Raw genomic sequence first — 24,656 nt, 5'->3', positions numbered from 1 at the left:
TGAGATGGCGGGTCGGCACCCCTAGAGTGAAGACACCTTACTGACCTCGCCAACCCGCTTGCCGTTCCGCCCGCCCGCTTCTGTTCAGCCACCCGCGCCGACACGTCCGCTTCGCGCTGTCGGTCCCACCCAACCCGCCGGCCGCCTGGCATGGGTTCGCCCGAGCGCGCGTGCGCGGCGGCGTGCCGGTGCCATGGCACTCGCCATCGGCCTGTCGCATGGCGCCGTCACTGCTGCGCTGGCTGCAACCGTGCCAGCGTCCGCCCAGGCGCCGGCACCCGATACCCATGCGCACCTGCTGGGCTGGTGCACCGTCGTACTCTGTGCTGTCACGCCCTGCTTGCTGGCCTGGATCATTGCGCTGTACCGCGAGGTGCGGCGGCGCCGCGCCGCCGAGACTGCCCTGCAAGACTGTGTCGCCATCCAGACCGCGCTGCTCGACGGCATTCCGCAGCCGGTCTACCTGCGCGATGCGGCGTTGCGGCTCGTCGCCTGCAACCGCAGTTATGAAGAACTGCTGGGCGCCACGCGTGGCAGCCTGCTGGGACAGCCGCTGGACGCCGTGCTGTCGGCACACCCGCTTGCCACCGACATGGCCGAACTGGCTCGCGACTACCGCCAGGTCATCGCGGACGGCGCGCCGCTGCACGCGGACCGGTGCCTGCGCCTGGGCGACCGCACGCTGCATGTGCTGAACTGGCTGACCCCGCTGCGCGGTGCCGACGGCACCGTCAAGGGGCTGGCCGGCGGCTGCGTCGACCTGACCGAACGGCACGAGATGCTGGCCGAACTGGCGCAGGCCAAGACCGAGGCCGAAGCCGCCAACCGCGCCAAGTCGGCCTTCCTGGCGTCGGTCAGCCATGAGATCCGCACGCCCATGAATGCCATCACCGGCATGCTCGAGCTGACGCTGGCGCAGAGCCTGCTGCCGGACGAGCAACGGCTGCAACTGCTGACCGCGCACAAGTCGGCCGTGGGGCTGCTGGCGCTGATCGACGACATCCTCGACCTGTCCAAGCTGGAAGCGGGCAAGTTCCGCATCCACCCGGCACCGACGTCGCTGCCAGGCCTGGTCGACGATACCCTGCTGATCTTCGGCCCCGGCGCCGCGCAGAAAGGCCTGCCCCTGACCAGTGGCGTCAGCGCCGCGCTGGCGCCGCTGCATCAGGTCGATGCGCTGCGGTTCCGGCAGATCCTGGCCAACCTGGTGTCCAATGCCGTGCGCTTTACCGACAGCGGCACGGTCCACGTCCGGCTGGACGCGCAGTCGACCGGCGATGGCATCCAGGACGTGATACTGACCGTTTCCGACACCGGCATCGGCATTCCGTTCGAGGCCCAGGCCCGGCTGTTCCAGCCGTTCGAGCAGGTGCACGGATGCGCGCGCAGCCATGCTGGCGGCACCGGGCTGGGCCTGGCCATCTGCCGGCGCCTGGCCAAGGCCATGGGCGGCCGTATCACCCTGACCAGCCAGCCAGGCCGCGGCACGCGCGTGGTGGTGTCGCTGCCGCTGGCGATCGCCAGCGCGGCGCAGCCAGCCGAACCGGCGCCGCCGCCCCCCATGTCCGGTTGCCCGCGGCGCGCGGCCAGCATCCTGGTGATCGACGACCACGCGCCCAACCGCCTGCTGCTGCATCGCCAGCTGGAACACCTGGGCCACCGTGTGACCACCGCGTGCGATGGGCGCGAAGGCCTGGCCGAGCTGGACCGTGCCAGCTTCGACGTGATCGTTTGCGACTGCGCCATGCCGGTGATGGACGGCCTTGCCTTTACGCGTGCGGTGCGGGCGCGCCGCGATGCCCATCGCCGCGTGCCCATCATCGGCTGCACCGCCAGTGCCGTAGCCGGCGACCACGTCGCGGCCATGGCCGCCGGCATGAATGCCGTGGTGGTCAAGCCGGTCGGTCTGCAGGCCCTCGACGCCGCCGTGTCACAGGCTTGCGCCGGCAGGCATCAGCCGTCCGGAGTACAAGCCCCCGAACCGCGCGGCCACGCTCGCGGGCAAGACATGGCGGAGTCCCCCGGCACGGTTGGCGGCGACAGTACCGGCTGCCACGCCGCCCCCGGCGCGCACGCATCGTGGTGCGCGATCTGTCGCGCAATGAATGTGCAGTGCGACCGCATCGAGCCGCCCGAGGACTGACTCGCCCGCTTCAGGGTTCCATCGGCACCGCGCTGGTGCACTTGATCTCGTCCAGGCACACGCTCGACTTCACGCCGCTGACGCCGGGGATCCGCATCAGCGTATCCAGCAGGAAATCCGACAGCGATTTCAGGTCGCGGGCAACCACCTTCAGCACGTAGTCGATATCGCCCGTCACCGAGAAGCACTCCTGGATCTGCGCCAATTCCGCCACCAGCCGCTTGAAATTGGACAAGTCGCGGATATGCCCCCGCTCCATCGTCACATGGATGAAGGCCACCACGCCGAAGCCCAGCGCCGCGGCGTCCAGGCGCGCCTCGTAGCGCTTGACCAGCCCGGCCTCTTCCAGCCGGCGATGGCGCCGCAATGTCTGCGCCGGCGACAGCGCGATGGCCTCGGCCAGTTCCAGGTTGGATGCCCGCCCGTTCTCCTGCAGCACCCCGAGCAAGCGGCGATCGGTGCGGTCCAGCTCGATTGATTGCACTTCGGTTTCCTCATCTCACGTATTCAGGAAATCAGATTTCATAATCTAGGGTTTCCCTGCCTGTTTTACGAAATCCAATTTTGCCGCCCCGAATATACACTGCATCCCAAGCAAGCGCACCGCAAACCCCTGCAGCCAAGGGTCTGGTGCCGCGCCGGCTGGCCCCGGCGCGACTGCGCAAGCAAGTGCTGAAGCCACAATATTATTTCCCGCCCCTACGTTCTTACCGAGAAAGCCATGGCCGACCTGTTTGACAATCCGATGCAGCTGATGGGCTTCGAATTCGTGGAATTCGCCTCGCCCACGCCCAATGTGCTCGAGCCCCTGTTCGAGCAGATGGGCTTCACCCTGGTGGCGAAGCACCGCTCCAAGGATGTGCTGCTGTACCGCCAGGGCGAAGTCAACTTCATCGTCAACCGCGAGCCGCACAGCCACGCCGCCTACTTTGCCGCGGAGCACGGCCCGAGCGCCTGCGGCATGGCTTTCCGCGTCAAGGATTCCCACAAGGCCTATGCCCGCGCGCTGGCGCTGGGCGCGCAGCCGGTCGAGATTCCGACGGGCCCGATGGAGCTGCGCCTGCCGGCGATCAAGGGCATCGGCGGCGCCCCGCTGTACCTGATCGATCGCTTCGAGGAAGGCAAGTCGATCTATGACATCGACTTCGAGTTCATCGAGGGCGTCGACCGCCACCCGGTCGGCCACGGCCTCAAGCTGATCGACCACCTGACCCACAACGTCTACCGTGGCCGCATGGCTTACTGGGCCAATTTCTACGAAAAGCTCTTCAACTTCCGCGAAATCCGCTACTTCGACATCCAGGGCGAGTACACCGGCCTGGCCTCCAAGGCCATGACCGCGCCGGATGGTAAAATCCGCATTCCGCTGAACGAGGAATCGTCCAAGGGCGCCGGCCAGATCGAAGAATTCCTGATGGCCTTTAACGGCGAGGGCATCCAGCACATCGCCTTCCTGACCGACAACCTGATCGAAGTCATCGACCGCCTGCAACTGGCCGGCGTGCCGCTGATGACCGCGCCGAACGACTATTACTACGAGGCGCTCGACACCCGCCTGCCCGGCCACGGCCAGCCCGTCGAGCAACTGAAGTCGCGCGGCATCCTGCTGGACGGCACCACGGAAGGCGGCAAGCCCCGTCTGCTGCTGCAGATCTTCTCCAAGACCGCGCTCGGCCCGGTGTTCTTCGAGTTCATCCAGCGCCAGGGCGACGAAGGCTTCGGCGAAGGCAACTTCAAGGCACTGTTCGAGTCGCTGGAACGCGACCAGATCGAACGCGGCACGCTCAAGGTCGAGGCCTGACCGGCATCGGCTTTCCCTGACCGGCCGCCTTCGTCGGCGCGCCGGTCCGGCAACGCGCACGCCCCGCGCGGCAGACACCCTGCCGCGCGCGGGGCGACGACCCCCAGGCCCAAGCGTCCGACTCAACAACAGCCAGAGACGCGGGCCCGCATTCCATGAGAATGGGTAGAGGAAACACTGCATGCATTCCAGCAACAATGACGGCACGCTCAAGCGCGGGCTGAAGAACCGGCACATCCAGCTGATCGCCCTGGGCGGCGCCATCGGCACCGGACTTTTCCTGGGCATCGCCCAGACCATCAAGATGGCGGGGCCTTCGGTCCTGCTGGGCTATGCGATCGCCGGCATCGTGGCGTTCTTCATCATGCGCCAGCTCGGCGAGATGGTGGTGGACGAGCCCGTCGCCGGCTCGTTCAGCTACTTTGCCGACAAGTACTGCGGCCACTTCGCCGGCTTCCTTTCGGGGTGGAACTACTGGGTGCTGTACATCCTGGTGAGCATGGCGGAGCTTTCCGCCGTCGGCATCTACGTGCAGTACTGGTGGCCCGAGATTCCCACCTGGGTCTCGGCGCTGGCGTTCTTCGTCATCATCAATGCGATCAACCTGGCCAGCGTCAAGTCCTTCGGCGAGATGGAATTCTGGTTCTCGATCATCAAGGTCGCGGCGATCATCGGCATGATCGGCTTTGGCGGCTACCTGCTGCTGTCCGGCAATGCCGGCCCGCAGGCCAGCGTGGCCAACCTGTGGCAGCACGGCGGCTTCTTCCCCAACGGCATGGGCGGCCTGGTGATGGCGATGGCGGTGATCATGTTCTCGTTCGGCGGCCTGGAGCTGGTGGGCATCACCGCGGCCGAGGCGGACTCGCCCGAGAAGACCATCCCCAAGGCCACCAACCAGGTGATCTACCGCATCCTGATCTTCTACGTGGGCGCGCTGGCTGTGCTGCTGTCGCTGTACCCGTGGGAGAACGTGGTCACCGGCGGCAGCCCGTTCGTGCTCATCTTCCACGCGCTGAACAGCAACTGGGTGGCCAATGTGCTGAACGTGGTGGTGCTGACCGCGGCGCTGTCGGTCTACAACAGCGGCGTGTATTGCAACAGCCGCATGCTGTACGGCCTGGCCAGGCAGGGCAATGCGCCCAAGGCGCTGCTGAAGGTCAACCAGCGCGGCATCCCGCTGACGGCGCTGGCCTTCTCGGCGGTGGCCACCGCGGCTTGCGTGGTGATCAACTACTTTATGCCGGGCAAGGCCTTCGAGCTGCTGATGGGGCTGGTGGTATCGGCGCTGATCATCAACTGGGCCATGATCAGCCTGATCCACCTGAAGTTCCGCGCCGACAAGCGCAAGGCCGGCCAGGCCACGGCGTTCCAGAGCTGGGGCTATCCGCTCACCAACTACCTGTGCCTGGTGTTCCTGGCCGGCATCCTGGTGGTGATGTACCTGACCGAAGGCCTGCGCATCTCGGTGTACCTGATCCCGGTGTGGCTGGCGGTGCTCGGCGTGAGCTACCTGGTGCGCCAGAAGAAGGCCGGCGCCGCGCTGCAAGCCGGCGTGGCCGCGCAGCAGCTGCGCTGACCCGGCCAGGCGGCGCCCGCCGGCTTGAGGGCGCCGCCGGTTAAAATCCAGGCTGCGCGGCGCCATGCGCCGCAGCAGCCGCCCCCGACCCAACTCCATCGCATCCCATGTTCGCACACATCGAGGCCTTTCCCGGCGATCCGATCCTCTCGCTCAACGAGGACTTCCAGCGTGACCCGCGCACCGACAAGGTCAACCTGAGCATCGGCATCTACTTTGACGACGACGGCCGCCTGCCGGTGATGCAGGCCGTGGCGCAGGCCGAGGCCGCGCTGCTGGCCGACATGGGTCCGCGCCCCTACCTGCCGATGTCGGGCCTGGCGGCCTACCGCAACGCGGTGCAGGCGCTGGTGTTCGGCGAGGACTCGCCGGCGCGCGCCGCTGGCCGCATCGCCACGCTGCAGACACTGGGCGGCTCGGGCGCGCTGCGCGTGGGCGCCGACTTCCTCAAGCGCTACTATCCGCAGGCGCAGGTGTGGATCAGCGACCCCAGCTGGGAAAACCACCGCGTGGTGTTCGAGCGCGCCGGCTTTACCGTCAATACCTATCCGTACTACGACGACGCCACCGGCGGCCTGAAGTTCGACGCCATGATGGACGCGCTGCGCGCGATCCCGGCCGGCAGCATCGTGCTGCTGCACGCCTGCTGCCACAACCCGACCGGCGTGGACCTGAACCAGAACCAATGGCGCGAGCTGATCGCGCTGCTCAAGGCCAACCGCCTGCTGCCGTTCGTCGACATGGCCTACCAGGGCTTTGGCGCCGGCCTGGAAGACGACGCTTTCGCCATCCGCGAACTGGTGGCGCAGGACGTGCCCTGCCTGGTGGCCAATTCGTTCTCGAAGAACTTCTCGCTGTACGGCGAGCGCTGCGGCGGCCTGAGCGTGTTCTGCAACACCGCGGCCGAGGCATCGAACGTGCTGGGCCAGCTGACCGGCGCGGTGCGCGCCAACTACAGCAACCCGCCCACGCACGGCGCGCGCGTGGTCTCGAAAGTGCTGACCACGCCCGAGCTGCGCCAGCTGTGGGAACAGGAACTGGCCGAGATGTGCGGCCGCATCGCGCGCATGCGCGAGGCCATCCACCACCACCTGCGCGAGCATGTCAGCGGCGAAGCGCTGTCGCGCTACCTGACCCAGCGCGGCATGTTCACCTACACCGGCCTGACCGCCGATCAGGCCGAGCGCCTGCGCGAGCAGCACGGCGTGTACCTGCTGCGCTCGGGCCGCATGTGCGTGGCCGGGCTGAACGAGCGCAATGTCGGCATCGTGGCCAACGCCATCGGCAGCGTGCTGAAGGGCTGAACGGGACCGGCACAGCCTCATGACGGCGCTTTCGGGCGCCGTTTTTGTTTGTGGCGCATGGGTTCGGGTCAGCGTAATTTCTACAAGTACCGCGTGCCGTTTTTGACGCTTGCCGCACCGCCTTACCGGGCTGCGCGCTGCGCCATGGCCGGCGCGATGCCCGGCACTGAACTTGCAGCCCTCCGGTATTCCCGGCGCACCTGATGACCGCCGGGACGCCGACAGAAGGCTCGCCCATGTCCGAAGACAACGTTCCGGCCCATTGCAGCACCGCCGCGCCGCCAGGCGCTGCCACGCGCGCGGTGACGCTTCACGTCAATGGCAAACCGTGCACGCTGCAACTCGAGCCGCGCTGCACGCTGCTTGACGCGCTGCGTGAAATCCTCCAGTTGACCGGCGCCAAGAAGGGTTGCGACCGCGGCCAGTGCGGCGCCTGCACGGTGCTGGTCGACGGCCGCCGCATCAACGCCTGCCTCACGCTCGCGGTGATGCAGGAAGGCCGCCAGATCACCACCATCGAGGGCCTGGCCAGCGGCGACACGCTGCACCCGATGCAGCAGGCCTTCGTCACCCACGACGCGCTGCAATGCGGCTTCTGCACCCCGGGCCAGATCTGCTCGGCGGTGGGCATGCTGGCCGAGGCCCGGGCGGGCCATGCCAGCGCGGTGCGGCCGCTGGGCCCGGTGACGCTGCCACTTGGCGACGACGAGATCCGCGAGCGCATGAGCGGCAACCTGTGCCGCTGCGGTGCTTACCCCAATATCGTTGCCGCGGTCCGCTCAGCCTGCGGCACGGGCGGCGGCACCTGAGGCCGGGCATGAACCCTTTCGCTTATGCACGGCCCGGGTCGGTCGACGAGGCCCTGCGCCTGGGGAGCCAGCCAGGAGCCCGCTATGTGGCGGGCGGCACCAACCTGCTCGACCTGGTCAAGGCCGGCGTGGAGACGCCGCGGCTGCTGGTCGACGTCAGCCGGCTGCCGCTGGCCGAGGTCACGGCGCTGCCCGATGGCGGCCTGCGCCTGGGCGCGATGGTCAGCAACACAGATGCGGCCAACCATGCGCGGGTGCGCGAGCGCTATCCGTTGCTGGCGCAGGCGCTGCTGTCGGGTGCCTCGGGGCAGTTGCGCAATATGGCCACGGTGGGGGGCAACCTGCTGCAGCGCACCCGCTGCCATTATTTTTACGACCTGGGCTTTCCGGCCTGCAACAAGCGCAAGCCCGGCTCGGGCTGCGGCGCGCGCGACGGCATCAACCGCATCCATGCCATCCTGGGTGCAAGCGAGCACTGCATCGCCGTGCATCCGTCCGACATGTGCGTGGCGCTGGCCGCGCTCGAGGCCGTGATCGTGGTGCGGACCACCGCCGGCGAGCGCCGTATCCCGATCGGCGACTTCCACCGCCTGCCAGGCGATACCCCGCAATGCGACACCATGCTCGCGCCCGGGGAGCTGATCGTCGCCATCGACCTGCCCCCCTCGCCCTACGCCGCCCACGCGCACTACCTGAAGGTGCGCGACCGCTCCAGCTTCGCCTTCGCCCTGGTCTCGGTCGCGGCGGCGCTTGAACTCGACGGCAACCGCGTGCGCAGCGCCCGGCTGGCGCTGGGCGGCGTGGCGCACAAGCCATGGCGCGTGCCCGCCGCCGAGCGGGCACTGGCCGGCCGTCCGCTGAGCGCGCACAGCGCGGCCGACGCGGCGCGGCTGCTGCTCGACGGCGCACAGCCGTATGCCCACAACGCCTTCAAGATCGGCCTGGCGCAGCGTGCCGTCGCGCTGGCGCTGCAAGTGGCCAGCCGCCAGACAGGAGCCCAGGCATGAGCGCGACCGGCACCCCGCTCGACCGCGTCGACGGCATCGCGAAGGTTACCGGCCGCGCCCGCTACACGGCCGACCACACGCTGCCGGGACTGGTCCACGCAATCATGGTGACCAGCACCATTGCGCGCGGCGAGGTCGTCGCCATCGACACCGCCGCGTGCGAGCGCATGCCGGGCGTGCGGCTCGTGCTGACCCCGTTCAATGCCCCGCACCTGCCCAGGGGCGGCAAGGCGGCCGCGGACATCCCCACGGCCGGCCATGTCATGAGCCTGCTGCAGGACACCGCGATCCACTACAACAACCAGCCCATCGCCGTAGTGGTGGCCGATACGCTGGAGCAGGCCCGCGACGCCGCCCGCTGCCTGCCGGTCCGATACCGCCCTGCCGATGCCGTGCTGGACTTTGCGCGGGCCCGCGCACGGACACGCAAGCCTGACGATGACGCCGACAGCCGCCGCGGCGATCCTGACGCCGGCCTGCGCGGCGCCGCCGCCGTGATCGACGCGGTCTACACCACGCCGATGGAAAGCCACAACCCGATGGAGCCGCATGCCACCCTCGCCGCCTGGGACGGCGACCAGCTCACCCTGTACGACGCGACGCAATACGTCACCGGCGTGCGCAAGGCCGTCGCCGCCGCGTTTGGCCTGGCCGCGGACAAGGTGCGCGTGATCTGTCCGTACGTGGGCGGCGGGTTCGGCTGCAAGGGCTCGGTGTGGTCGCACGTGGTGCTGGCGGCGATGGCGGCGCGCCAGCTCAGCCGGCCGGTCAGGCTGGTGGTGGAACGGACCCAGATGTTCGGCCCGGTGGGCGGGCGCCCCCTGACCGAGCAGCATGTCATCGCCGCCGCGGCACCGGACGGCGAACTGCATGCGCTTCGCCATGATGTAACCACGTGCACGTCCAGGATCGAGGAATGGCTCGAATCCGCCGCGCTGCTCACGCGCCGCCTCTACGCCTGCCCCAACGTGCAGACCCGTCACCGGCTGGTGGAGCTGGACATCGGCACGCCCACCTTCATGCGTGCGCCCGGCGAAGCGCCCGGCAGCTTCGCGCTGGAATGCGCGCTCGACGAACTGGCGGAGCGACTGGGCCTCGACCCGGTCGCGCTGCGCCTGCGCAACCACGCCGACGTCGATCCCGACAAGCAACTGCCGTTCTCGAGCAAGTCGCTGCGCGAGTGCTATCGCGACGCCGCCGAACGCTTCGGCTGGGCGCGCCGCGACCCCGCCCCACGCTCGATGCATGCCGATGGCAAGCTGGTGGGGATGGGCATGGCGACCGCGACCTACCCCACCTACCGCTCGCCCGCAAGCGCGACCGTGCGGCTGCTGCCCGACGGCACGGCGCTGGTGCGCTCGGGGTCGCAAGACCTGGGCACCGGCACGTACACCGTCATGACGCAGGTCGCCGCCGAGGCACTGGGCCTGCCGCCGGCGCGCGTGCGCTTTGAACTGGGCGACACGGCCTTCCCCGAGGCCCCGGTATCGGGCGGCTCGCAGTCGGTGGCCAGCGTCGCGCCCGCGGTGCAGCAGGCGGCCGCGGCGGCACGGTTGCGACTGATCCGCCAGGCCGTGGCCGATACGGCTTCACCGCTGGCCGGCGCGCCGGTAGAGGACGTCGAGATCGTCGATGGCTGGCTGCAACGGCGATCGGATCCCGCGCAGCGCGAAGCCATCTCCGCACCCATCCAGCGTGCAGGCGGCCATGCGATCGAAGCCCGCGCCAGCACCAGGCCCGGCAAGGAGCGCCAGGCGTATTCCATGCATGCCTTCGGCGCTGTCTTTGCCGAAGTGCGCGTCGACCCCAAGCTGGGCGAGATCCGCGTCCACCGCGTCGTCGCCACCTACGGTGCCGGCCGGCTGCTGAACCGCAAGACCGCGCACAGCCAGCTGATGGGCGGCATTGTCTGGGGCATCGGCATGGCGCTGCACGAGAAGACCGAACTGGACCTGGCCACCGGGCGCGTCGCCAACGCCAACCTGGCCGAGTACCACGTGCCAGTCAATGCCGACATCGGCGCCATCGAGATCGCGGTGGTGGACGAGGACGATCCCCATATCAACGCGCTCGGCACCAAGGGCATCGGCGAGATCGGCATCGTAGGGGTGGCCGCGGCCATTGCCAACGCCGTGTACCATGCCACCGGCCGGCGCGTGCGGGACCTGCCGATCACGCTGGACCAGCTGCTCGACTGAGCATCGGGCGAGGCCGGCGTCCGCCACGCTGGCCGCCAGTGGTTGCGCGGGCGGCGATCCAGTGGAAAGATGTCGCCCACGGGCCGCGCGCCCGCAATCCATGGAGGTTGCCGTGACCCAGCAAATTCCACCGCGTACTGCCTCGTGCATCGCCCTGCTGCTGGCTTGTGTTGCGCTGCTGGGCGCCGGCAAGGCCCGCGCCCAGACGCCGGCACCGCTGGCCGAATGGCAGTTCTCCGCCGGCATTCCGCTGCAGAAGCTGTTCCAGGACGACATCCCCGACTGGCAGGTCCGGCTTGGCGCCGCCGCGATGCTGCGGCCGCGCTACGACGGCTCGTCCGAATACATCGTGGTGGGCGGCCCCAGTATCGACATCCGCTACCGCGACCTGGCCTTTGCGTCGATCGGCGAAGGGCTGGGCTTGAACCTGCTGCGCGGCAAGAACTGGCGCGCCGGCATCGCGCTCACCTACAACCTGGGCCGGCGCGGGCAGGAAGACTCGCCGCACCTGGACGGCATGGGCAATATCAACCCGGCGCCGGAAGGCAAGCTGTTCGCCGAATACGCGGTCTCGAAGGAATTCCCGCTGGTGCTGCGCGTCGACGCGCGCCGCAGCCTGGGCGGCAGCGACGGCTGGATCGGCGACATCGGCGCCTATATGCCGCTGCCCGGCAGCTCGGAACGATTCTTCTGGTTCGCCGGCCCCACCGTCACGCTGGCCGACTCGCGCTACATGAACGCCTGGTACGGCGTCAGCGCCGCGCAGGCGCGCGCCGACCGGCCGCAGTACCACGCGCGCGGCGGGATCAAGTCTTACGGCTTCGGCGTGACGTCGGTGTGGTACTTCGCCAAGCACTGGTTTGCCAGCTCGGACGTGGCCGTCTCGCAATTGGCAGGCGATGCGGCCGACAGCCCCATCACGCGCAAGCGGACCAACGCGGTGTTCGACCTGTCGGTCAACTATGAATTTTGAAAATCGTTGCGGCCGGCCTGGTTCGGCTATCGCACATTGGATGGCCCGCACCGTTGATTCAGCCGCACCGGGCGCGGCACCGCGCAGACTGCGTCCCGCATAATTGGCCGGCCGGGTTTCCGGCCGCAGGCCCCGCCAGGGGATTGCCAGGCATGCCAAAAGAAGGAGACGTAGTTGAAGTCCAGCATCAAGCATCGCGTCGCGCGCAGCGCGCGCTCCATCGCCATCGCCATCGCCATCGCCGTTGCCGGCGTGGCCACCCTCCACACCATCCCCACTGCGCTCGCCGCCGATGCATGGCCGGCCAAGCCGATCAAGGTGATCGTGCCCTACACGCCGGGCGGCTCCACCGACACGGTCTCGCGCGTGGTGTTCGAGCAGGTCTCGCAACGGCTGGGCCAGCCCATCATCATCGAGAACAAGCCCGGTGCCAACAGCACCCTTGGCGTCGGCGTCGCCGCGCGCTCGGCGCCGGACGGCTACACCTTTGTCTCGGTGCTGGCCGCCTACAGCGCCAACATGTCGCTGTATTCAAAGCTCAGCTACAAGCCCGCGGACCTGGTGCCGGTGGCGGAAATGGCCGAGCTGCCGCTGTTCCTGTTCGCCAGCAAGAAGCTTCCGGTCAAGACTGTGGCCGAGCTGGTCGACTACGGCAAGAAGCATCCCGACACGCTGACCTTCGGCTCCAGCGGCGTCGGCAGTTCCGCGCACCTGACCGGCGAGCGCCTGGCGATGGAATCCAGGCTCAGGCTCACCCACGTGCCCTATAACGGCAGCGCGCCGATCCTGCCGGCACTGGTGTCCGGCGAGGTCTCGGTGGCGTTCGACCCGCTGCTGGTACCGATGCCGCACGTCAAGTCCGGCAAGATCAACGTGCTGGCCGTCGCCTCGGCCAAGCGCTGGCCGGGCGAGCCCAATATCCCGACCATGGAAGAAGCGGGCTTTCCCGGCTTCGTCATGAGCTCGTGGACCGGCCTGCTGGCGCCGGCCGGCACGCCGCAACCGATCGTCGCGCGCATGGCCCGGGAAATCGCCGCGGCCACGCGCAGCCCGGACGTCGCGAAGAAGCTGACCGAGCTGGGCTTCGTGCCGGTGGGCGGTACGCCCGAGGCGTTCCGCAAGCTGATCGAGCGCGATACCAGGCGGTATGCCGAGATCGTCAAGGCGGGCAAGATCACGCTCGACTAAGGCCGTGGGCTGGCTGGCGCCAGGAGCCGCCGGCCACGCCGCACCGCTTACCAGCGGTGCTGGTACATCGCCGTCAGCGTGATGCCCGCTGCCGGCAGCCGGCTGGTGTTGTTGCTGTTGCGCAGCAGCTGGCTGTACAGCGGATAGTAGTTGCGGTTGAACAGGTTCTCGATACCCACCGTGATCGTATCCTTGCGCGTCAGCTCATACCGGCTGATCAGGTCCACGGTGGTATAGCTGCTGACCTCGCGCCGGCCGAAGCTGTTCTGGCCATTGAGCCGGTAATCGCGGCTGGCGTAGTAGCTCAGCTGCACACGGTTGCTCCACTGGCTGACGGGCCGGAACTGCAGGTAGGCCGTAAGCTTGAGCGGCGGAATGCGGTACCCGGTCATGTCCTGGAAGCCCGCGCTGCCCTGCGGCCGCTCGCGCCCGTTGATCCACGTCATGGTGCCGCCCGCGCCCCAGCGCTCGTCATCGGAGCGGTAGTCGGCCGCCGCTTCCACGCCTGCGATGCGCTCTTCGGTGCGGGTCAGGATCAGGCCGTTGTTGAAGCTCTGCACGTCGCCAAGCTTGGACGTGGTGTAGAACAGCGTCACGCTGGCCAGCGTATTGCCCAGCGCGCCGCGCCAGCCCACTTCATAGTTGTTGGTCTTGACCGGGTCCAGGCTGGACGAATGGATATCGAAGCCGGCGCGTGCGTTGCGGATCTGCAGGCCGATGTCCGGCAGCTGGAAGCCCTGGCTGAACGAAGCGTAGAACTCCTGGCCCTTGACTGGCGCATAGGCCGCGCCAAGGTTGAACAGCCAGGCGCCATAGTTGACCGTGCCGCCCTTGACCGTGGCCGGATTGCTCACGCGCGATTGCGACAGCGGCACGAAGTCATCGAAGCTTGCGCTGGCGCGCTCGTAGCGCAGGCCCCCCTCGGCCGACCACTGCTCGCTGAACTTGTGCTGCAGCTGGCCGAAGATGCCGCCACTGCGCGTGGTCAGCGGCGGCATATAGGTGGCCGTGCCGATGCGGTTGAAGACCAGTCCGCCGCTGCTGTCGTAGGCGCGCGGGTCGAACAGGTCCAGCGGCATGTCGCTGCGCTCCTGGTTGTAGTCGGCGCCCCACAGCAGCTTGGTGGCCCTGGCCTGGCCCAGCGGCGTGCTGATGGTCAGGCGGCCGCCGAACACATCGCTGTTCTGGCTGATCTGGTCGACATTGCCGCCGCGCGTGGCGACCGCGCGCGCATCAAACGGGGGGAAACGGGTGAAATAGTCGCGGTAGTAGAACTGGCTCGATACCGTGCTGCCAAACAGGTCCTGGTGCTGGTAGTCCAGGTTGACCACGGTATTGCGCAACTCGTTCTGGTCTTCCAGCTGCAGGCCCCGGATCGCGCGCGCGGCCGTGGAGCCGGCCGGCGCACGGGCCACCGAGGGATCGGACGCATAGTCGGTGTTCTGCTTGGCCTGGTACCGGCTGACGCTCAGCTGCAGCCGCTGCTGGCCATCGATGCGCCAGCCCAGCTTGCCGCTCAGGTTGTAGACATTGGAATCGAAGAGATCGCCCTGGCTGGGCTCCGGCGCGATGCGGTGGCCTTCAGCATCGTAAGGGCTGCCGATGCGCTGTGCGCCGAGATGGAAGGCATAGTCGATCGGCCCCTGGCTGCCGGAGAAATGCTGCTGCACGTTGGCGCTCAGCCCTTCCTTGCTCAGCCGCGTCAGCGGCGTGCCCAGCGTCACCGTGGTATCCGCGCTCGGCGGGCCCCCGGCCTGGCGCGTGGTGATCGAGATGATGCCGCCGCTGGCCCCCGCCCCGTAGAGCGCGCTGCTGCCGCGCAACACTTCGATGCGCTCGATATTGCTGGGATCGATGGTAGCCAGGTTGCGCGCCGAGTCGCGATTGGTATTCAGCGGAATGCCGTCGACCAGCACCAGCGCGCTGCGGCCGCGCAGGGTCTGGCCGAAATCCGTCACCGTGCGGCTGGAATCCGCCATGCCGGGGATGACCTTGCTGAGCATGGTGGCAAGGTTGGTCGACCCCGTGCGCAGCTCGTCCAGCTCCTCGCGTTCAATCACCGTGACCTGCCGCATGGGGTTCACCAGGTCGCTCTTGATCCGGTCGACGCGGACTTCCACGGCATTCAGGCTGCCCCCGTCCACCGAGGCGGACTGCGCCTGGGCCTGGGCGGCGGCAAGCACCGGCATCGAACCGGCGATGGCACAGATCAGCAGGGATAGTGGGCGGGGACGAAAAGCGGAATGGGTAGAGGTGACCGGAAGGGGTTGCATGGTGGCAGCGGGCGCGCGCGCAGCGTTCTAATGATTTGTAACAAAACCGTAAATGATAATGATTCTCGATTGTGTTAGCAAGCGCTTGTACAGTCCGAGTCATGTTATCGAGGGCACATGGCCGGCGCCGAACGCGAGTCGCGACAGCTGCGGCCGCCGCAGCGGCTGCGGCATGCCTTCGCTGGAATCGGCGTAGCTCGCAGCTTGTGTCACGCACACCGCTGGCACGGAGTGCCGTGATAGAGTGCCTCGTCATCCGCTGTCGCCGGAGCCTGAGGTCGCCACCCGTTGAACCTGGACCAGACCATCCGGCGCACCTGTTCACGGTCAAGGATTGCTGCTACGACCCGGACGAAGTCGTACACGACCATCTGTTTGCCACGGCGTTCGCCGATGCGTTGGCACTGCTTGCGTCGCCGGATGCCTCGCGGCCCGCTACGCAACGCAGGCACACGAACGACTGAGGAGATCCCATGTTTGACCACGTCAAATTCGGTGTCAGCGACTATGCCGCCAGCAAGGCGTTCTTCCTCAAAGCGCTGGCGCCGCTCGGTGTAGCGGTGGCGTCGGAGGGACCGCCGGCCTACGGTGTCGAGCTCAGCGGAAAGGGCAAGGCTTCGCTATGCCTGTTCCAGACCGACGAGAAGCCAGCGCATCTGCACCTGGCGTTTGTCGCCGAGACCCGGCAACAGGTCGACGCCTTCCATCGCGCAGCGCTAGCCGCGGGAGCCACGGACAATGGTGCGCCGGGTCTTCGGCCCCACTACCACGCGAACTACTATGCGGCGTTCGTGATTGGCCCTGACGGGCACAATATCGAGGCGGTTTGCCACGCGCCTGGCGCGTAAGCGTACTCACGACGCCCCCATTCCCCGCGACGACCACGTAGCCGCCACGCGGCACGGCTACGTCCGGCACAGACCTTCCGCCGCCCTACCCCCATGTCCACGTTGGCCTGCAGGCACTAATATTCATCTCGCAGGCATGATCGTCGACGTGTCCAAGCACTGCCTGGCGCTGCCCTGAAGCCGGAGAAACAAGATGCCGTGCATAGCGTCCGATGGTGTGTCGATCCACTACGAGGTCAAGGGCGGCGGATCACCCGTGCTGCTGCTCGCCGGGCTTGCGGGGGTCGGCGCCTCCTGGGGACCGCAGATCGATCTGTTCGCCGCGCATCACCAAGTGATCGTACCGGATCACCGCGGCACCGGCGCTTCCGAGCACACCGCCCGCGGCATGACCATTGCGCAGCACGCGCTGGACATGGTGCGGGTCATCGAGGCGGTCGGTTGCGGGCCGGTTCATGCGGTCGGCTCATCGACCGGCGGGGCCATCGTACAGTGGCTGGCGATCCATCACCGCGAACGCTTGCGTAGCGCGACAATCCTCTCTTCGATCGCACGCGCGGACGCGTTCTATCGGCGCCAGTTCGACATGCGGCGACGCATGCTGGCCGATTCCGGCCTGCGCGCGTCTACCGAGGCCAACGCGCTATTCCTCTTCGATCCGGAATTCCAGCGCGAGCACCCGGAGCAGGTGCAGGCCTGGGTGAACACGGCATCGGCCTGTCCATTCGAACCGGAGATCGTCTTCGCCCGGATCGACATGATCGCCGGGCATGACGCCTTCGATGACCTGCCGTCGATCACCACGCCAACGCTGGTGCTAGTGGGCGAACGCGACTTCTGCGCGCCGCCGTATTTTTCCGAGGAACTGGCCGGCCGGATTCCGGGGGCCGAGTTTGCCATCCTGAACGGTGGCCACTTCATCTTTCTGGAGAAGCCGGTCATGCTGCACGACGCCGTAGAAGCCTTCATCGCCAGGCACCAACACGGCTAACCTCCCGCAACGTGCTGTCGCGCCTGCCCCTGGGCCTCTCCCGCCTTGCGGCTGAATCGTGGTCGCCGACGGGCGCGTCCCGCCTGCCTGCCACATAGCATGCTTTCCGGCCATCCATCCCCAGGCGGCCTGAACCCGCTTCCCCGGAGACATGCGCAAACGGGTCGTTTCCCCCAAGCTTCCACATAGCGGTTCCGGCGGGTTCCGGACAAAGGCGTAGTATGGAGGCACGGTGCCGCTGAATTCCCGGTTGCACATGACCAGGAGAAGGCGATGGAGACCCAAGACCTGCTTCGCAGCAGCGCTGCGTTGCGCCGGCGCGTGACAGCGTTCCCGAACGGTACGCAGGACGCTTATCGAGAGAATATCGATGCGCTGGCGGACAGCGCACTTGTCCTTTCGGACCCTTTGGAAGTGTCGTTGCGTGCGGCGCTTTGTGTGGTCCGCAGCCTGGCACTGCTCGGCCGTCCGCTCGACGCCCTTGCGGCCTTCGATGGCGCGGTTCGCGATAGCGCAATGCAGCCACGGCCGAACGCCCGATATGCCCCGGCCGAGGATGCAAGTGCACCCCACGGACCTCTTCCTGGCGTCAAAGCCACAATCCTTTCGCACACAAACAGCGGGGACTCGTCGTCGGGGGAAACCCACCAGTTTCTCTTCGAGCTGCGTGGCAGCCGGCACAAGTCCGCCGTGAGCTCCATTGCGCTTGCGACCGCGCGCGTCCTTTCGTCGGAGACAGATCCCACCACCGCGTTCGCGCAGATGATAGAGGCAATCGTCAACACGGAAGATTCCAACTACGACGGGTTGGTCGGGCGCGTCTTCGAGCATCTGTAGACATCGCCTTGCCGGGGGTTGGCGGCAAGGCATCATGCATTCACACCCGTTCGCTGCAGCCACGCAGCCCTACTGACCAAACGCCGCGAATTTCTCCGCCAGATACTCCACGAACAGCCGGATCCGCGACGACAATTGATGCCGCTGTTGATACACGGCATAGATGTTGGCTTCCGGCGTCGCATATTGCGGCAGCACCTGCACCAGCCTTCCGCTGCGCAGGTAGCGGTCGACATCCCATTCCGCACGCAGCACGATGCCGTGCCCTTCCAACGCCCAGTTCACGGCGATCTCGCCATCGTTGGTGGTCAGGTTGCCGCGCACGTGGACAGCCTCGGTGCGCGGCCTGGCTCCCCGGATCGCGGTCAGCCGCCACACGCCATAGGCATCGCTGCCCTGGCGGATGCCGATGCAGTTATGACGCGGCAAGTCCGCCGGCACCTGCGGGGTGCCGTGCTTGCGCAGGTAGCCCGGCGACGCCACCAGCAGGCGGCGGTTCGGCGCCAGCTTGCGCGCCACGATGCGGGCGTCCGGCGGCTCGCCGAAGCGCACGCAGACGTCGAAGGCATCTTCGGTCAACGGAGGCGGGTCGGCCGACAGCTGCAGCTGCACATCCACCTCGGGATACCTGCGGCTGTAGTCCGAGATGACCGGCGCCACATGCATGCGACCGAAACCGAGCGTGGCATTGACGCGAAGCAGGCCGCTGGGCCTGCTCTTGGCGCTGGTCAGCAATTGCTCCAGATCGTCCAGTTCGCCCAGGATGCGGCGCGCATGTTCGAGCAACACCTCTCCCTCCGGGGTCAGGCTCATGCGCCGGGTGGTGCGGATCACCAGCGGCATGCCGATGCGCGCCTCCATCTGCCCCAGCCGCTTGCTGACCGCCGCCGTGCTGATACCCAGGTCGCGTGCCGCGGCGCTCAGGCTGCCGGCCGCAGCCAGCGCGACGAAGAAGCCCAGCTCGGCGGGCTGGATCGCAGTGTTGGCCGCCATGTCTCACCTTTAACTCGAAGTTAAGAATAGTTTAACTTTAGCCACGATCCAACACCTCGTCCACCCGCCAGAATCCGTCCAACGCTTTCGGCAGCGATGCCGCGCACCCAACGGAATTTTCCAGAACTGACAGGAGACGAACGATGAAGACGTACAAGATTGCAACCATCCCGGGGGACGGCATCGGCAAGGAAGTCGTGCCGGCGGGCCGCGAGGTGATGGAAGCGCTGGCCGCCCATGGCGCCAGCTTTCGCTTCGAGTTCGAGAACTTCGACTGGGGCGGCGACTACTACCGCCAGCATGGCGTGATGATGCCGGCGGACGGTCTCGATGCGCTGCGTGACAAGGACGCCATCCTGTTCGGCTCCGCCGGCGACAACCAGATCCCCGACCACATCACGCTCTGGGGCCTGCGCCTGAAGATCTGCCAGGGCTTCGACCAGTACGCCAACGTGCGCCCGACGCGCATCCTGCCGGGCATCGACGGCCCGCTCAAGCGCTGCGCGCCGGAAGACCTGAACTGGGTGATCGTGCGCGAGAACTCGGAAGGCGAATATTCTGGCGTCGGCGGCCGCGTGCACCAGGGCCATCCGATCGAGGCCGCCACCGATGTCTCGATGATGACGCGGGTCGGGGTGGAGCGCATTCTGCGCTTCGCGTTCAAGCTGGCGCAGTCGCGTCCGCGCAAGCTGCTGACCGTGATCACCAAGTCCAACGCGCAGCGCCATGCCATGGTCATGTGGGATGAAGTCGCGGTGCAGGTGGCAAAGGACTTTCCCGACGTCACCTGGGACAAGGAACTGGTCGATGCCGCCACCGCGCGCATGGTGAACCGCCCCGCGACGCTCGACACCATCGTCGCCACCAACCTGCACGCCGACATCCTGAGCGACCTGGCCGCCGCGCTGGCCGGCAGCCTCGGCATTGCGCCCACCGGCAACATCGACCCGGAGCGCCGCTACCCGTCGATGTTCGAGCCGATCCACGGTTCGGCCTTCGACATCATGGGCAAGGGCCTGGCCAACCCCGTCGGCACGTTCTGGTCGGTGGTCATGCTGCTCGAACACCTGGGGGAACACGCCGCCGCGCAACGCGTGATGGCGGCAATCGAAGCCGTGACCGCCAATCCGGCGCTGCATACCGGCGACCTGGGCGGCAAGGCCCGGACGGTCGACGTGACCCGGGCCGTCTGCGACTTGCTTGCGGCAAGCAGCCAGAAGGCCGCCTGAGGCAGCTTCGCGCCCCGGTCCCGGCCGGGCCGCGTGCGGGCGCGCGCCGCTGCATGGTTCGCACAGCGGATCTCGCCGCCGCCCATGCCCACGCCGGACTGACGCACTGAGGCCAATGACGATGACCATTTCCACCCAAGCCGCCTCGGCACTGCTGCGCCGCATGTTCGACGCCGCCGTCGCCGCCGCGCAGCCATCGCAGATCATCGCGCGCCATTTGCCCGAACGCCCTGAGGGCCGCACCATCGTGATCGGTGCCGGCAAGGCGTCGGCGGCCATGGCCCAGGCCTTCGAAGCCGCCTGGCCGTGGGCGCTGGAGGGCCTCGTCGTCACGCGTTACGGCCATGCCGTGCCGTGCGAGCGCATCGAGGTGTTGCAAGCCGCGCATCCGGTGCCCGACGCCGCCGGACACGATGCCGCGCGCCGTATGCTGGAACGGGTGGCTGGCCTGACCGAGGACGACCTGGTGGTCAGCCTGGTGTCCGGCGGGGGTTCCTCGCTGCTGCCACTGCCGCTGGCGGGCATATCGCTGCGGGACAAGCAGGCCATCAACCGCGCGCTGCTCAAGTCCGGGGCCACGATCGCGGAGATGAACTGCGTGCGGCGCCACCTGTCGGCGATCAAGGGCGGACGCCTGGCCGCCGCCTGCTATCCGGCCAGGGTCTGCAACCTGCTGCTGTCCGATGTGCCGGGCGATGACCCGATTGACATTGCATCGGGCCCCACCGTGCCGGACCCGACCACCCGCCACGACGCGCTCGACATCGTGCGCCGCTACGGTCTGGAAATGCCGTCGCACGTCCTGCGCGTACTGGAAGCCGAAACGGCGGAAACCATCAAGCCTGGCGCCGCCGGCCTGCCGCGCATCGACACCACCCTGGTCGCCACGCCCCGCATGGCGCTGGAAGCGGCTGCCGGCGTCGCGCGCGCGGCGGGATTTCGCGTGCACCTGCTGGGCGACGCGATCGAAGGCGAGGCACGCGATGTCGGGCTCGTGCTCGGCTCGCTTGCCCTCGAATCGGCCAATCACCAGCTGTTTCCCGGCCCCTGCGTGCTGCTGTCGGGCGGCGAAACCACCGTCACCGTGCGGGGCACGGGACGTGGCGGCCGCAACGTGGAGTTCCTGCTCGCGCTCGCGCTGACATTGCGCGGCGACGCGCGCATTCATGCGTTGGCGGGCGACACCGATGGGGTCGACGGCCAGGAAGAGATTGCCGGCGCCATCGTGACGCCGGACACCCTCGCGCGCGCCTGGGCGCTGGGCATGCGCCCGCGGGATGCCCTGGCGAACAACGACGGGCACGGTTTCTTCGCCGCGCTGGGCGATGCCGTCATCACCGGTCCCACCCTGACCAACGTCAACGATTTCCGCGCGATCCTGATCGCGCCCTGATGGAGTATCACCATGAGACGCCTTCGCAATGCGAAGATCGTGGCCACGCTGGGGCCCGCCAGCACGTCACCTGGGATCATCGAGGCGCTGTTCGACGCGGGCGCCGATGTGTTTCGCCTGAACTTCAGCCACGGCAGCCACGACGACCACCGCCAGCGGCTTGACACGATTCGGGCCATCGAGCGCGAACGTGGCCGCCCGATCGGCGTGCTGCTCGATCTGCAAGGTCCCAAGCTGCGCATCGGCGCCTTTGCCGAGGGACCGGTCCAGCTTGCGGCGGAGGCATCGTTCCGGCTGGACCTGGACCAGGATGTACCCGGTTCCGCGGCCCGCGTCAGCCTGCCCCACCCGGAGATCTTCGCGGCGCTGCGCGAAGGGTCCGAACTGCTGCTCGACGACGGCAAGATCCGCCTGCGCGTGGACCGTTGCGGCAGCGACTTCGCCGACACCACGGTGGTCAATGGCGGCACCCTGTCCGACCGCAAGGGCGTCAACGTGCCTGGCGTGGTGCTGCCGCTCTCGGCCATGACCGACAAGGACCGTCGCGATCTCGAATTTGGCCTGGCGCTCGGCGTGGACTGGATTGCGCTGTCGTTCGTGCAGCGGCCCGAAGATATCCATGAAATCAAGGCCATCGTGCAGGACCGTGCCGGCATCGTCGCCAAGCTGGAAAAGCCTGCCGCGATCCAGAGCCTGGATGCCATCGTTGCCGAAGCCGACGCAGTGATGGTGGCGCGTGGCGATCTCGGCGTGGAAATGCCCGCCGAGCAAGTGCCATCGCTGCAGAAGCACATCGTGCGCGCCTGCCGCAAGGCGGGCAAGCCGGTCATCGTGGCGACGCAGATGCTGGAGTCGATGGTCGCCGCGCCGGTGCCCACCCGGGCGGAAGCCTCCGACGTGGCCACGGCCGTCTACGACGGCGCCGATGCGGTCATGCTTTCCGCCGAATCGGCCTCGGGCCGATACCCGGTGGAGGCCGTGAAGATGATGAACAGCATTATCACGCGCACCGAGTCCGATCCGCTCTACCACGACGCGATCCAGGCTTCGCACACGCCGCCGCGCGCCGAGGCGGCCGATGCCATCGGCTACGCGGTGCGCCATGTGGCAGGACTGCTAAGGGTGCCGGCCACGGTGGCCTACACCAGCTCGGGCTATTCCGCGCTGCGCATGGCGCGCGAGCGCCCCGAGGTGCCGATCCTTGGCATGACCCCGCGCATCGCCACGGCCCGCCGCCTGGCGCTGGCCTGGGGCGTCCACGCCGTGCTGTGCCACGAAGTCGTCGACGTACGGGAAATGACCGAGCTGGCGAGCCGCACCGTGCTCAGGGAACGCTTCGGCGAGCGCGGCCAGTCGATCGTGATTTCCGCCGGGCTGCCGTTCACGGTGGCCGGCACGACCAATCTGCTGCGCATTGCGCAGGTCCAGTGAGGGGACGCGTTATGCCAGTGATCCACCAGGCGCGCACCTGCGGGATCGTCGCTTCACGCGGCAATCCTGCCGTGGCCACCCAGTGCTGCGGGCCGATCGCAGCAAGCCGCGCAACCCGGCTATCGACATAGCCAGCCTCACGCATTGACGCCACCAAAAAAACCCAGGAGACAACCATGCATCGCTTCACCACCCGGACTATCCGCCGCATCTGCGGCCTGTCGCTCTATGCCATCGGGCTTTGCAGCGCTACCGCGGCAACGGCACAGGACTGGCCGGCCAAACCCATCAGCCTGGTGGTGCCGTTCCCGTCGGGCGGCACCACCGACATCCTGGCGCGCGCGCTCGGCGACCAGTTGTCCAGGGCGCTGGGCCAGCCGGTCATCGTCGAGAACCGGCCCGGCGCGGGTGCCACCGTGGGCGCCGACTACGTCGTCAAGGCGAAGCCCGATGGCTATACGCTGCTGATCGGCGCCGTCCACCACACCATCGCCACCTCCGTCTACAAGAAGCTGCCCTACAGCTTCCAGAAGGACCTGGCGCCGGTCTCCACGCTGGCAATGGTGCCCAATGTGCTGGTCATCAACAGCGCCAGGACGCCGGCGAAGAACGTAGCCGAGCTGGTCGCGCTGGCAAAGAAGGCCTCGCCGGAACTGTCGTACGGCTCCAATGGCAACGGCACCGCCCAACACCTGATCGGCACCCAGTTCCAGGCGAGCACAGGTGTCAAATTACTGCATGTTCCTTACAAGGGCAGCGGCCCGCTCACCACTGACCTGCTCGGGGGCCAGGTATCCATGTCATTCGACACACTGACCACGGTGCTGCCTCACATCAAGGGCGGCAAGCTCAAGGCACTGGCGGTGACCACGGCGAAACGCTCCAGCGCGTTGCCCGAGGTACCGACGATGGAGGAGTCCGGCCTCAAGGGCTTCGATATCGGCACGTGGTTCGGTGTGCTCGCCCCCGCCGCTACGCCAAAGCCGGTGGTCACGCGGCTGAATGCCGAGATCGTCAAGATCGTGAATTCGCCGGATTTCCAGCAGCGCATGCTGGCCGCCGGCGCGGAACCCATGTCGAGCACGCCCGAAGCGTTTGCACGGCGCATCCAAGACGAGACCACCAGGTTCGCCGTCCTGGTCAGGGATGGCAAGGTCACCATCGAATGACCCGAGCGCGCCTCGATGACCTGCGGCGCAAGCCCGGCGGCCGGCGTACAGCCGGCGCTTCGGCTTATTGCAGTTGCTGGATCCGGATCATGTTGCCGGCCGGATCGCGCACCGCGAAGTCGCGCACGCCGTAGGGCTGGTCGGTTGGCTCCTGGACGATCTCGGCGTCGCGGTCCTGCAGGCGCCGGAAGACGGTGTCCAGGTCTTTGGCGCCAAGCAGCAGCATGGCGAACGTCCCCTTGGCCATCATCTCGGCGATGGTGCGCTTCTCGTCGTCGGTGACGCCCGGGGTAGCGTTGGGCGGGTACAGGACGATGGATGTGTCGGGCTTGCCCTTCGGCCCGACGGTGATCCAGCGGTGGCCGCCGAAGGCGACGTCCTTGCGGATGTCGAAATCCAGGGCGTCCCGGTAGAACGCCAGCGAGGCCTCCGGATCGAAATGCGGAAGAAAGGTCGAGTGAATGGTGAGGTCCATGATCAGTCTCCGGTAAGG

The 24,656-nt window shown here is 67.6% G+C and carries 20 protein-coding genes; 16 read left to right on the top strand and 4 right to left on the bottom strand.

Annotated features, from left to right (window positions below):
* The first annotated feature begins 193 nt into the window (after positions 1–193).
* Positions 194–2,143 (top strand): PAS domain-containing sensor histidine kinase, encoded by a 1,950-nt coding sequence (locus tag RALTA_RS20090; RefSeq protein WP_012355741.1) that lies wholly within the window; start codon positions 194–196, stop codon positions 2,141–2,143.
* A gap of 10 nt (positions 2,144–2,153) precedes the next feature.
* On the opposite strand, the gene RALTA_RS20085 is transcribed toward RALTA_RS20090, so the two are convergent.
* Positions 2,154–2,627, bottom strand: a complete 474-nt coding sequence (locus tag RALTA_RS20085; RefSeq protein ID WP_025581629.1) for an Lrp/AsnC family transcriptional regulator — start codon at positions 2,625–2,627, stop codon at positions 2,154–2,156.
* Positions 2,628–2,864: 237 nt separating this feature from the next.
* On the opposite strand from RALTA_RS20085, the gene hppD reads away from it, so the two are divergent.
* From hppD to RALTA_RS20045, 8 genes are all read left to right on the top strand, one after another.
* On the top strand, positions 2,865–3,944 hold the full coding sequence (gene hppD / locus RALTA_RS20080; RefSeq protein ID WP_012355739.1) for a 4-hydroxyphenylpyruvate dioxygenase: 1,080 nt from the start codon (positions 2,865–2,867) through the stop codon (positions 3,942–3,944).
* A 181-nt stretch (positions 3,945–4,125) separates the two neighbouring features.
* Complete coding sequence (locus tag RALTA_RS20075) at positions 4,126–5,520, top strand: amino acid permease (RefSeq protein ID WP_012355738.1); 1,395 nt, start codon at positions 4,126–4,128, stop codon at positions 5,518–5,520.
* Between the two features lie 107 nt (positions 5,521–5,627).
* Complete coding sequence (locus RALTA_RS20070) at positions 5,628–6,824, top strand: amino acid aminotransferase (protein ID WP_012355737.1); 1,197 nt, start codon at positions 5,628–5,630, stop codon at positions 6,822–6,824.
* 236 nt (positions 6,825–7,060) lie between these two features.
* Entirely contained in the window at positions 7,061–7,633 is a 573-nt protein-coding gene (locus RALTA_RS20065) for a 2Fe-2S iron-sulfur cluster-binding protein (protein WP_050976550.1), read from the top strand.
* A gap of 8 nt (positions 7,634–7,641) precedes the next feature.
* A complete protein-coding gene (locus RALTA_RS20060; protein ID WP_012355735.1) occupies positions 7,642–8,640 on the top strand; it encodes an FAD binding domain-containing protein in 999 nt (332 codons plus the stop codon).
* A complete protein-coding gene (locus RALTA_RS20055; RefSeq protein ID WP_012355734.1) occupies positions 8,637–10,838 on the top strand; it encodes a xanthine dehydrogenase family protein molybdopterin-binding subunit in 2,202 nt (733 codons plus the stop codon). Before RALTA_RS20060 ends, RALTA_RS20055 begins: the two co-directional genes overlap by 4 nt.
* Before the next feature lie 100 nt (positions 10,839–10,938).
* Positions 10,939–11,811 (top strand): MipA/OmpV family protein, encoded by an 873-nt coding sequence (locus RALTA_RS20050; RefSeq protein ID WP_012355733.1) that lies wholly within the window; start codon positions 10,939–10,941, stop codon positions 11,809–11,811.
* Positions 11,812–11,985: 174 nt separating this feature from the next.
* Positions 11,986–12,999: a Bug family tripartite tricarboxylate transporter substrate binding protein gene (locus RALTA_RS20045; RefSeq protein WP_012355732.1), complete on the top strand. Its 1,014-nt coding sequence runs from the start codon at positions 11,986–11,988 to the stop codon at positions 12,997–12,999.
* Positions 13,000–13,046: 47 nt separating this feature from the next.
* Here RALTA_RS20045 and RALTA_RS20040 read toward each other — a convergent pair whose 3' ends face one another.
* Positions 13,047–15,272, bottom strand: a complete 2,226-nt coding sequence (locus RALTA_RS20040) for a TonB-dependent receptor (protein WP_012355731.1) — start codon at positions 15,270–15,272, stop codon at positions 13,047–13,049.
* Between the two features lie 473 nt (positions 15,273–15,745).
* On the opposite strand from RALTA_RS20040, the gene RALTA_RS20035 reads away from it, so the two are divergent.
* The 3 genes from RALTA_RS20035 to RALTA_RS20025 all read left to right on the top strand — a co-directional run bounded on the left by RALTA_RS20035 (position 15,746) and on the right by RALTA_RS20025 (position 17,948).
* Entirely contained in the window at positions 15,746–16,120 is a 375-nt protein-coding gene (locus RALTA_RS20035) for a VOC family protein (protein ID WP_012355729.1), read from the top strand.
* Between the two features lie 256 nt (positions 16,121–16,376).
* Positions 16,377–17,111: an alpha/beta fold hydrolase gene (locus RALTA_RS20030; protein WP_242405298.1), complete on the top strand. Its 735-nt coding sequence runs from the start codon at positions 16,377–16,379 to the stop codon at positions 17,109–17,111.
* Positions 17,112–17,384: 273 nt separating this feature from the next.
* Complete coding sequence (locus RALTA_RS20025) at positions 17,385–17,948, top strand: hypothetical protein (protein WP_012355727.1); 564 nt, start codon at positions 17,385–17,387, stop codon at positions 17,946–17,948.
* Between the two features lie 69 nt (positions 17,949–18,017).
* Here the strand turns inward: RALTA_RS20025 and RALTA_RS20020 are convergent, their stop codons facing one another.
* On the bottom strand, positions 18,018–18,941 hold the full coding sequence (locus RALTA_RS20020; RefSeq protein ID WP_012355726.1) for a LysR substrate-binding domain-containing protein: 924 nt from the start codon (positions 18,939–18,941) through the stop codon (positions 18,018–18,020).
* A 143-nt stretch (positions 18,942–19,084) separates the two neighbouring features.
* On the opposite strand from RALTA_RS20020, the gene RALTA_RS20015 reads away from it, so the two are divergent.
* The 4 genes from RALTA_RS20015 to RALTA_RS20000 all read left to right on the top strand — a co-directional run bounded on the left by RALTA_RS20015 (position 19,085) and on the right by RALTA_RS20000 (position 24,163).
* On the top strand, positions 19,085–20,170 hold the full coding sequence (locus tag RALTA_RS20015; RefSeq protein ID WP_012355725.1) for a tartrate dehydrogenase: 1,086 nt from the start codon (positions 19,085–19,087) through the stop codon (positions 20,168–20,170).
* 121 nt (positions 20,171–20,291) lie between these two features.
* Entirely contained in the window at positions 20,292–21,563 is a 1,272-nt protein-coding gene (locus tag RALTA_RS20010) for a glycerate kinase type-2 family protein (protein ID WP_012355724.1), read from the top strand.
* Positions 21,564–21,575: 12 nt separating this feature from the next.
* Positions 21,576–22,994 carry a pyruvate kinase gene (gene pyk, locus RALTA_RS20005; protein ID WP_012355723.1) on the top strand — a complete coding sequence of 473 codons (1,419 nt, stop codon included), beginning with the start codon at positions 21,576–21,578 and terminating at the stop codon, positions 22,992–22,994.
* A 176-nt stretch (positions 22,995–23,170) separates the two neighbouring features.
* Entirely contained in the window at positions 23,171–24,163 is a 993-nt protein-coding gene (locus tag RALTA_RS20000) for a Bug family tripartite tricarboxylate transporter substrate binding protein (RefSeq protein ID WP_012355722.1), read from the top strand.
* A gap of 64 nt (positions 24,164–24,227) precedes the next feature.
* On the opposite strand, the gene RALTA_RS19995 is transcribed toward RALTA_RS20000, so the two are convergent.
* Positions 24,228–24,638 (bottom strand): VOC family protein, encoded by a 411-nt coding sequence (locus RALTA_RS19995; protein ID WP_012355721.1) that lies wholly within the window; start codon positions 24,636–24,638, stop codon positions 24,228–24,230.
* Between the last annotated feature and the right edge of the window lie 18 nt (positions 24,639–24,656).

It is taken from the genome of Cupriavidus taiwanensis LMG 19424 (assembly GCF_000069785.1).
Lineage (GTDB): Bacteria > Pseudomonadota > Gammaproteobacteria > Burkholderiales > Burkholderiaceae > Cupriavidus > Cupriavidus taiwanensis.
This window is presented reverse-complemented; position numbering and strand designations above follow the sequence as displayed.

Coding starts and splice junctions, on each gene's coding strand:
- RALTA_RS20000 (WP_012355722.1), top strand. CDS start 23,171: ATGCATCGCTTCACCACCCGGACTATCCGCCGCATCTGCGGCCTGTCG.
- RALTA_RS20035 (WP_012355729.1), top strand. CDS start 15,746: ATGTTTGACCACGTCAAATTCGGTGTCAGCGACTATGCCGCCAGCAAG.
- RALTA_RS20065 (WP_050976550.1), top strand. CDS start 7,061: ATGTCCGAAGACAACGTTCCGGCCCATTGCAGCACCGCCGCGCCGCCA.
- RALTA_RS20090 (WP_012355741.1), top strand. CDS start 194: ATGGCACTCGCCATCGGCCTGTCGCATGGCGCCGTCACTGCTGCGCTG.
- RALTA_RS20055 (WP_012355734.1), top strand. CDS start 8,637: ATGAGCGCGACCGGCACCCCGCTCGACCGCGTCGACGGCATCGCGAAG.
- hppD (WP_012355739.1), top strand. CDS start 2,865: ATGGCCGACCTGTTTGACAATCCGATGCAGCTGATGGGCTTCGAATTC.
- RALTA_RS19995 (WP_012355721.1), bottom strand. CDS start 24,638: ATGGACCTCACCATTCACTCGACCTTTCTTCCGCATTTCGATCCGGAG.
- RALTA_RS20010 (WP_012355724.1), top strand. CDS start 20,292: ATGACCATTTCCACCCAAGCCGCCTCGGCACTGCTGCGCCGCATGTTC.
- RALTA_RS20040 (WP_012355731.1), bottom strand. CDS start 15,272: ATGCAACCCCTTCCGGTCACCTCTACCCATTCCGCTTTTCGTCCCCGC.
- RALTA_RS20060 (WP_012355735.1), top strand. CDS start 7,642: ATGAACCCTTTCGCTTATGCACGGCCCGGGTCGGTCGACGAGGCCCTG.
- pyk (WP_012355723.1), top strand. CDS start 21,576: ATGAGACGCCTTCGCAATGCGAAGATCGTGGCCACGCTGGGGCCCGCC.
- RALTA_RS20015 (WP_012355725.1), top strand. CDS start 19,085: ATGAAGACGTACAAGATTGCAACCATCCCGGGGGACGGCATCGGCAAG.
- RALTA_RS20070 (WP_012355737.1), top strand. CDS start 5,628: ATGTTCGCACACATCGAGGCCTTTCCCGGCGATCCGATCCTCTCGCTC.
- RALTA_RS20025 (WP_012355727.1), top strand. CDS start 17,385: ATGGAGACCCAAGACCTGCTTCGCAGCAGCGCTGCGTTGCGCCGGCGC.
- RALTA_RS20020 (WP_012355726.1), bottom strand. CDS start 18,941: ATGGCGGCCAACACTGCGATCCAGCCCGCCGAGCTGGGCTTCTTCGTC.
- RALTA_RS20075 (WP_012355738.1), top strand. CDS start 4,126: ATGCATTCCAGCAACAATGACGGCACGCTCAAGCGCGGGCTGAAGAAC.
- RALTA_RS20050 (WP_012355733.1), top strand. CDS start 10,939: ATGGAGGTTGCCGTGACCCAGCAAATTCCACCGCGTACTGCCTCGTGC.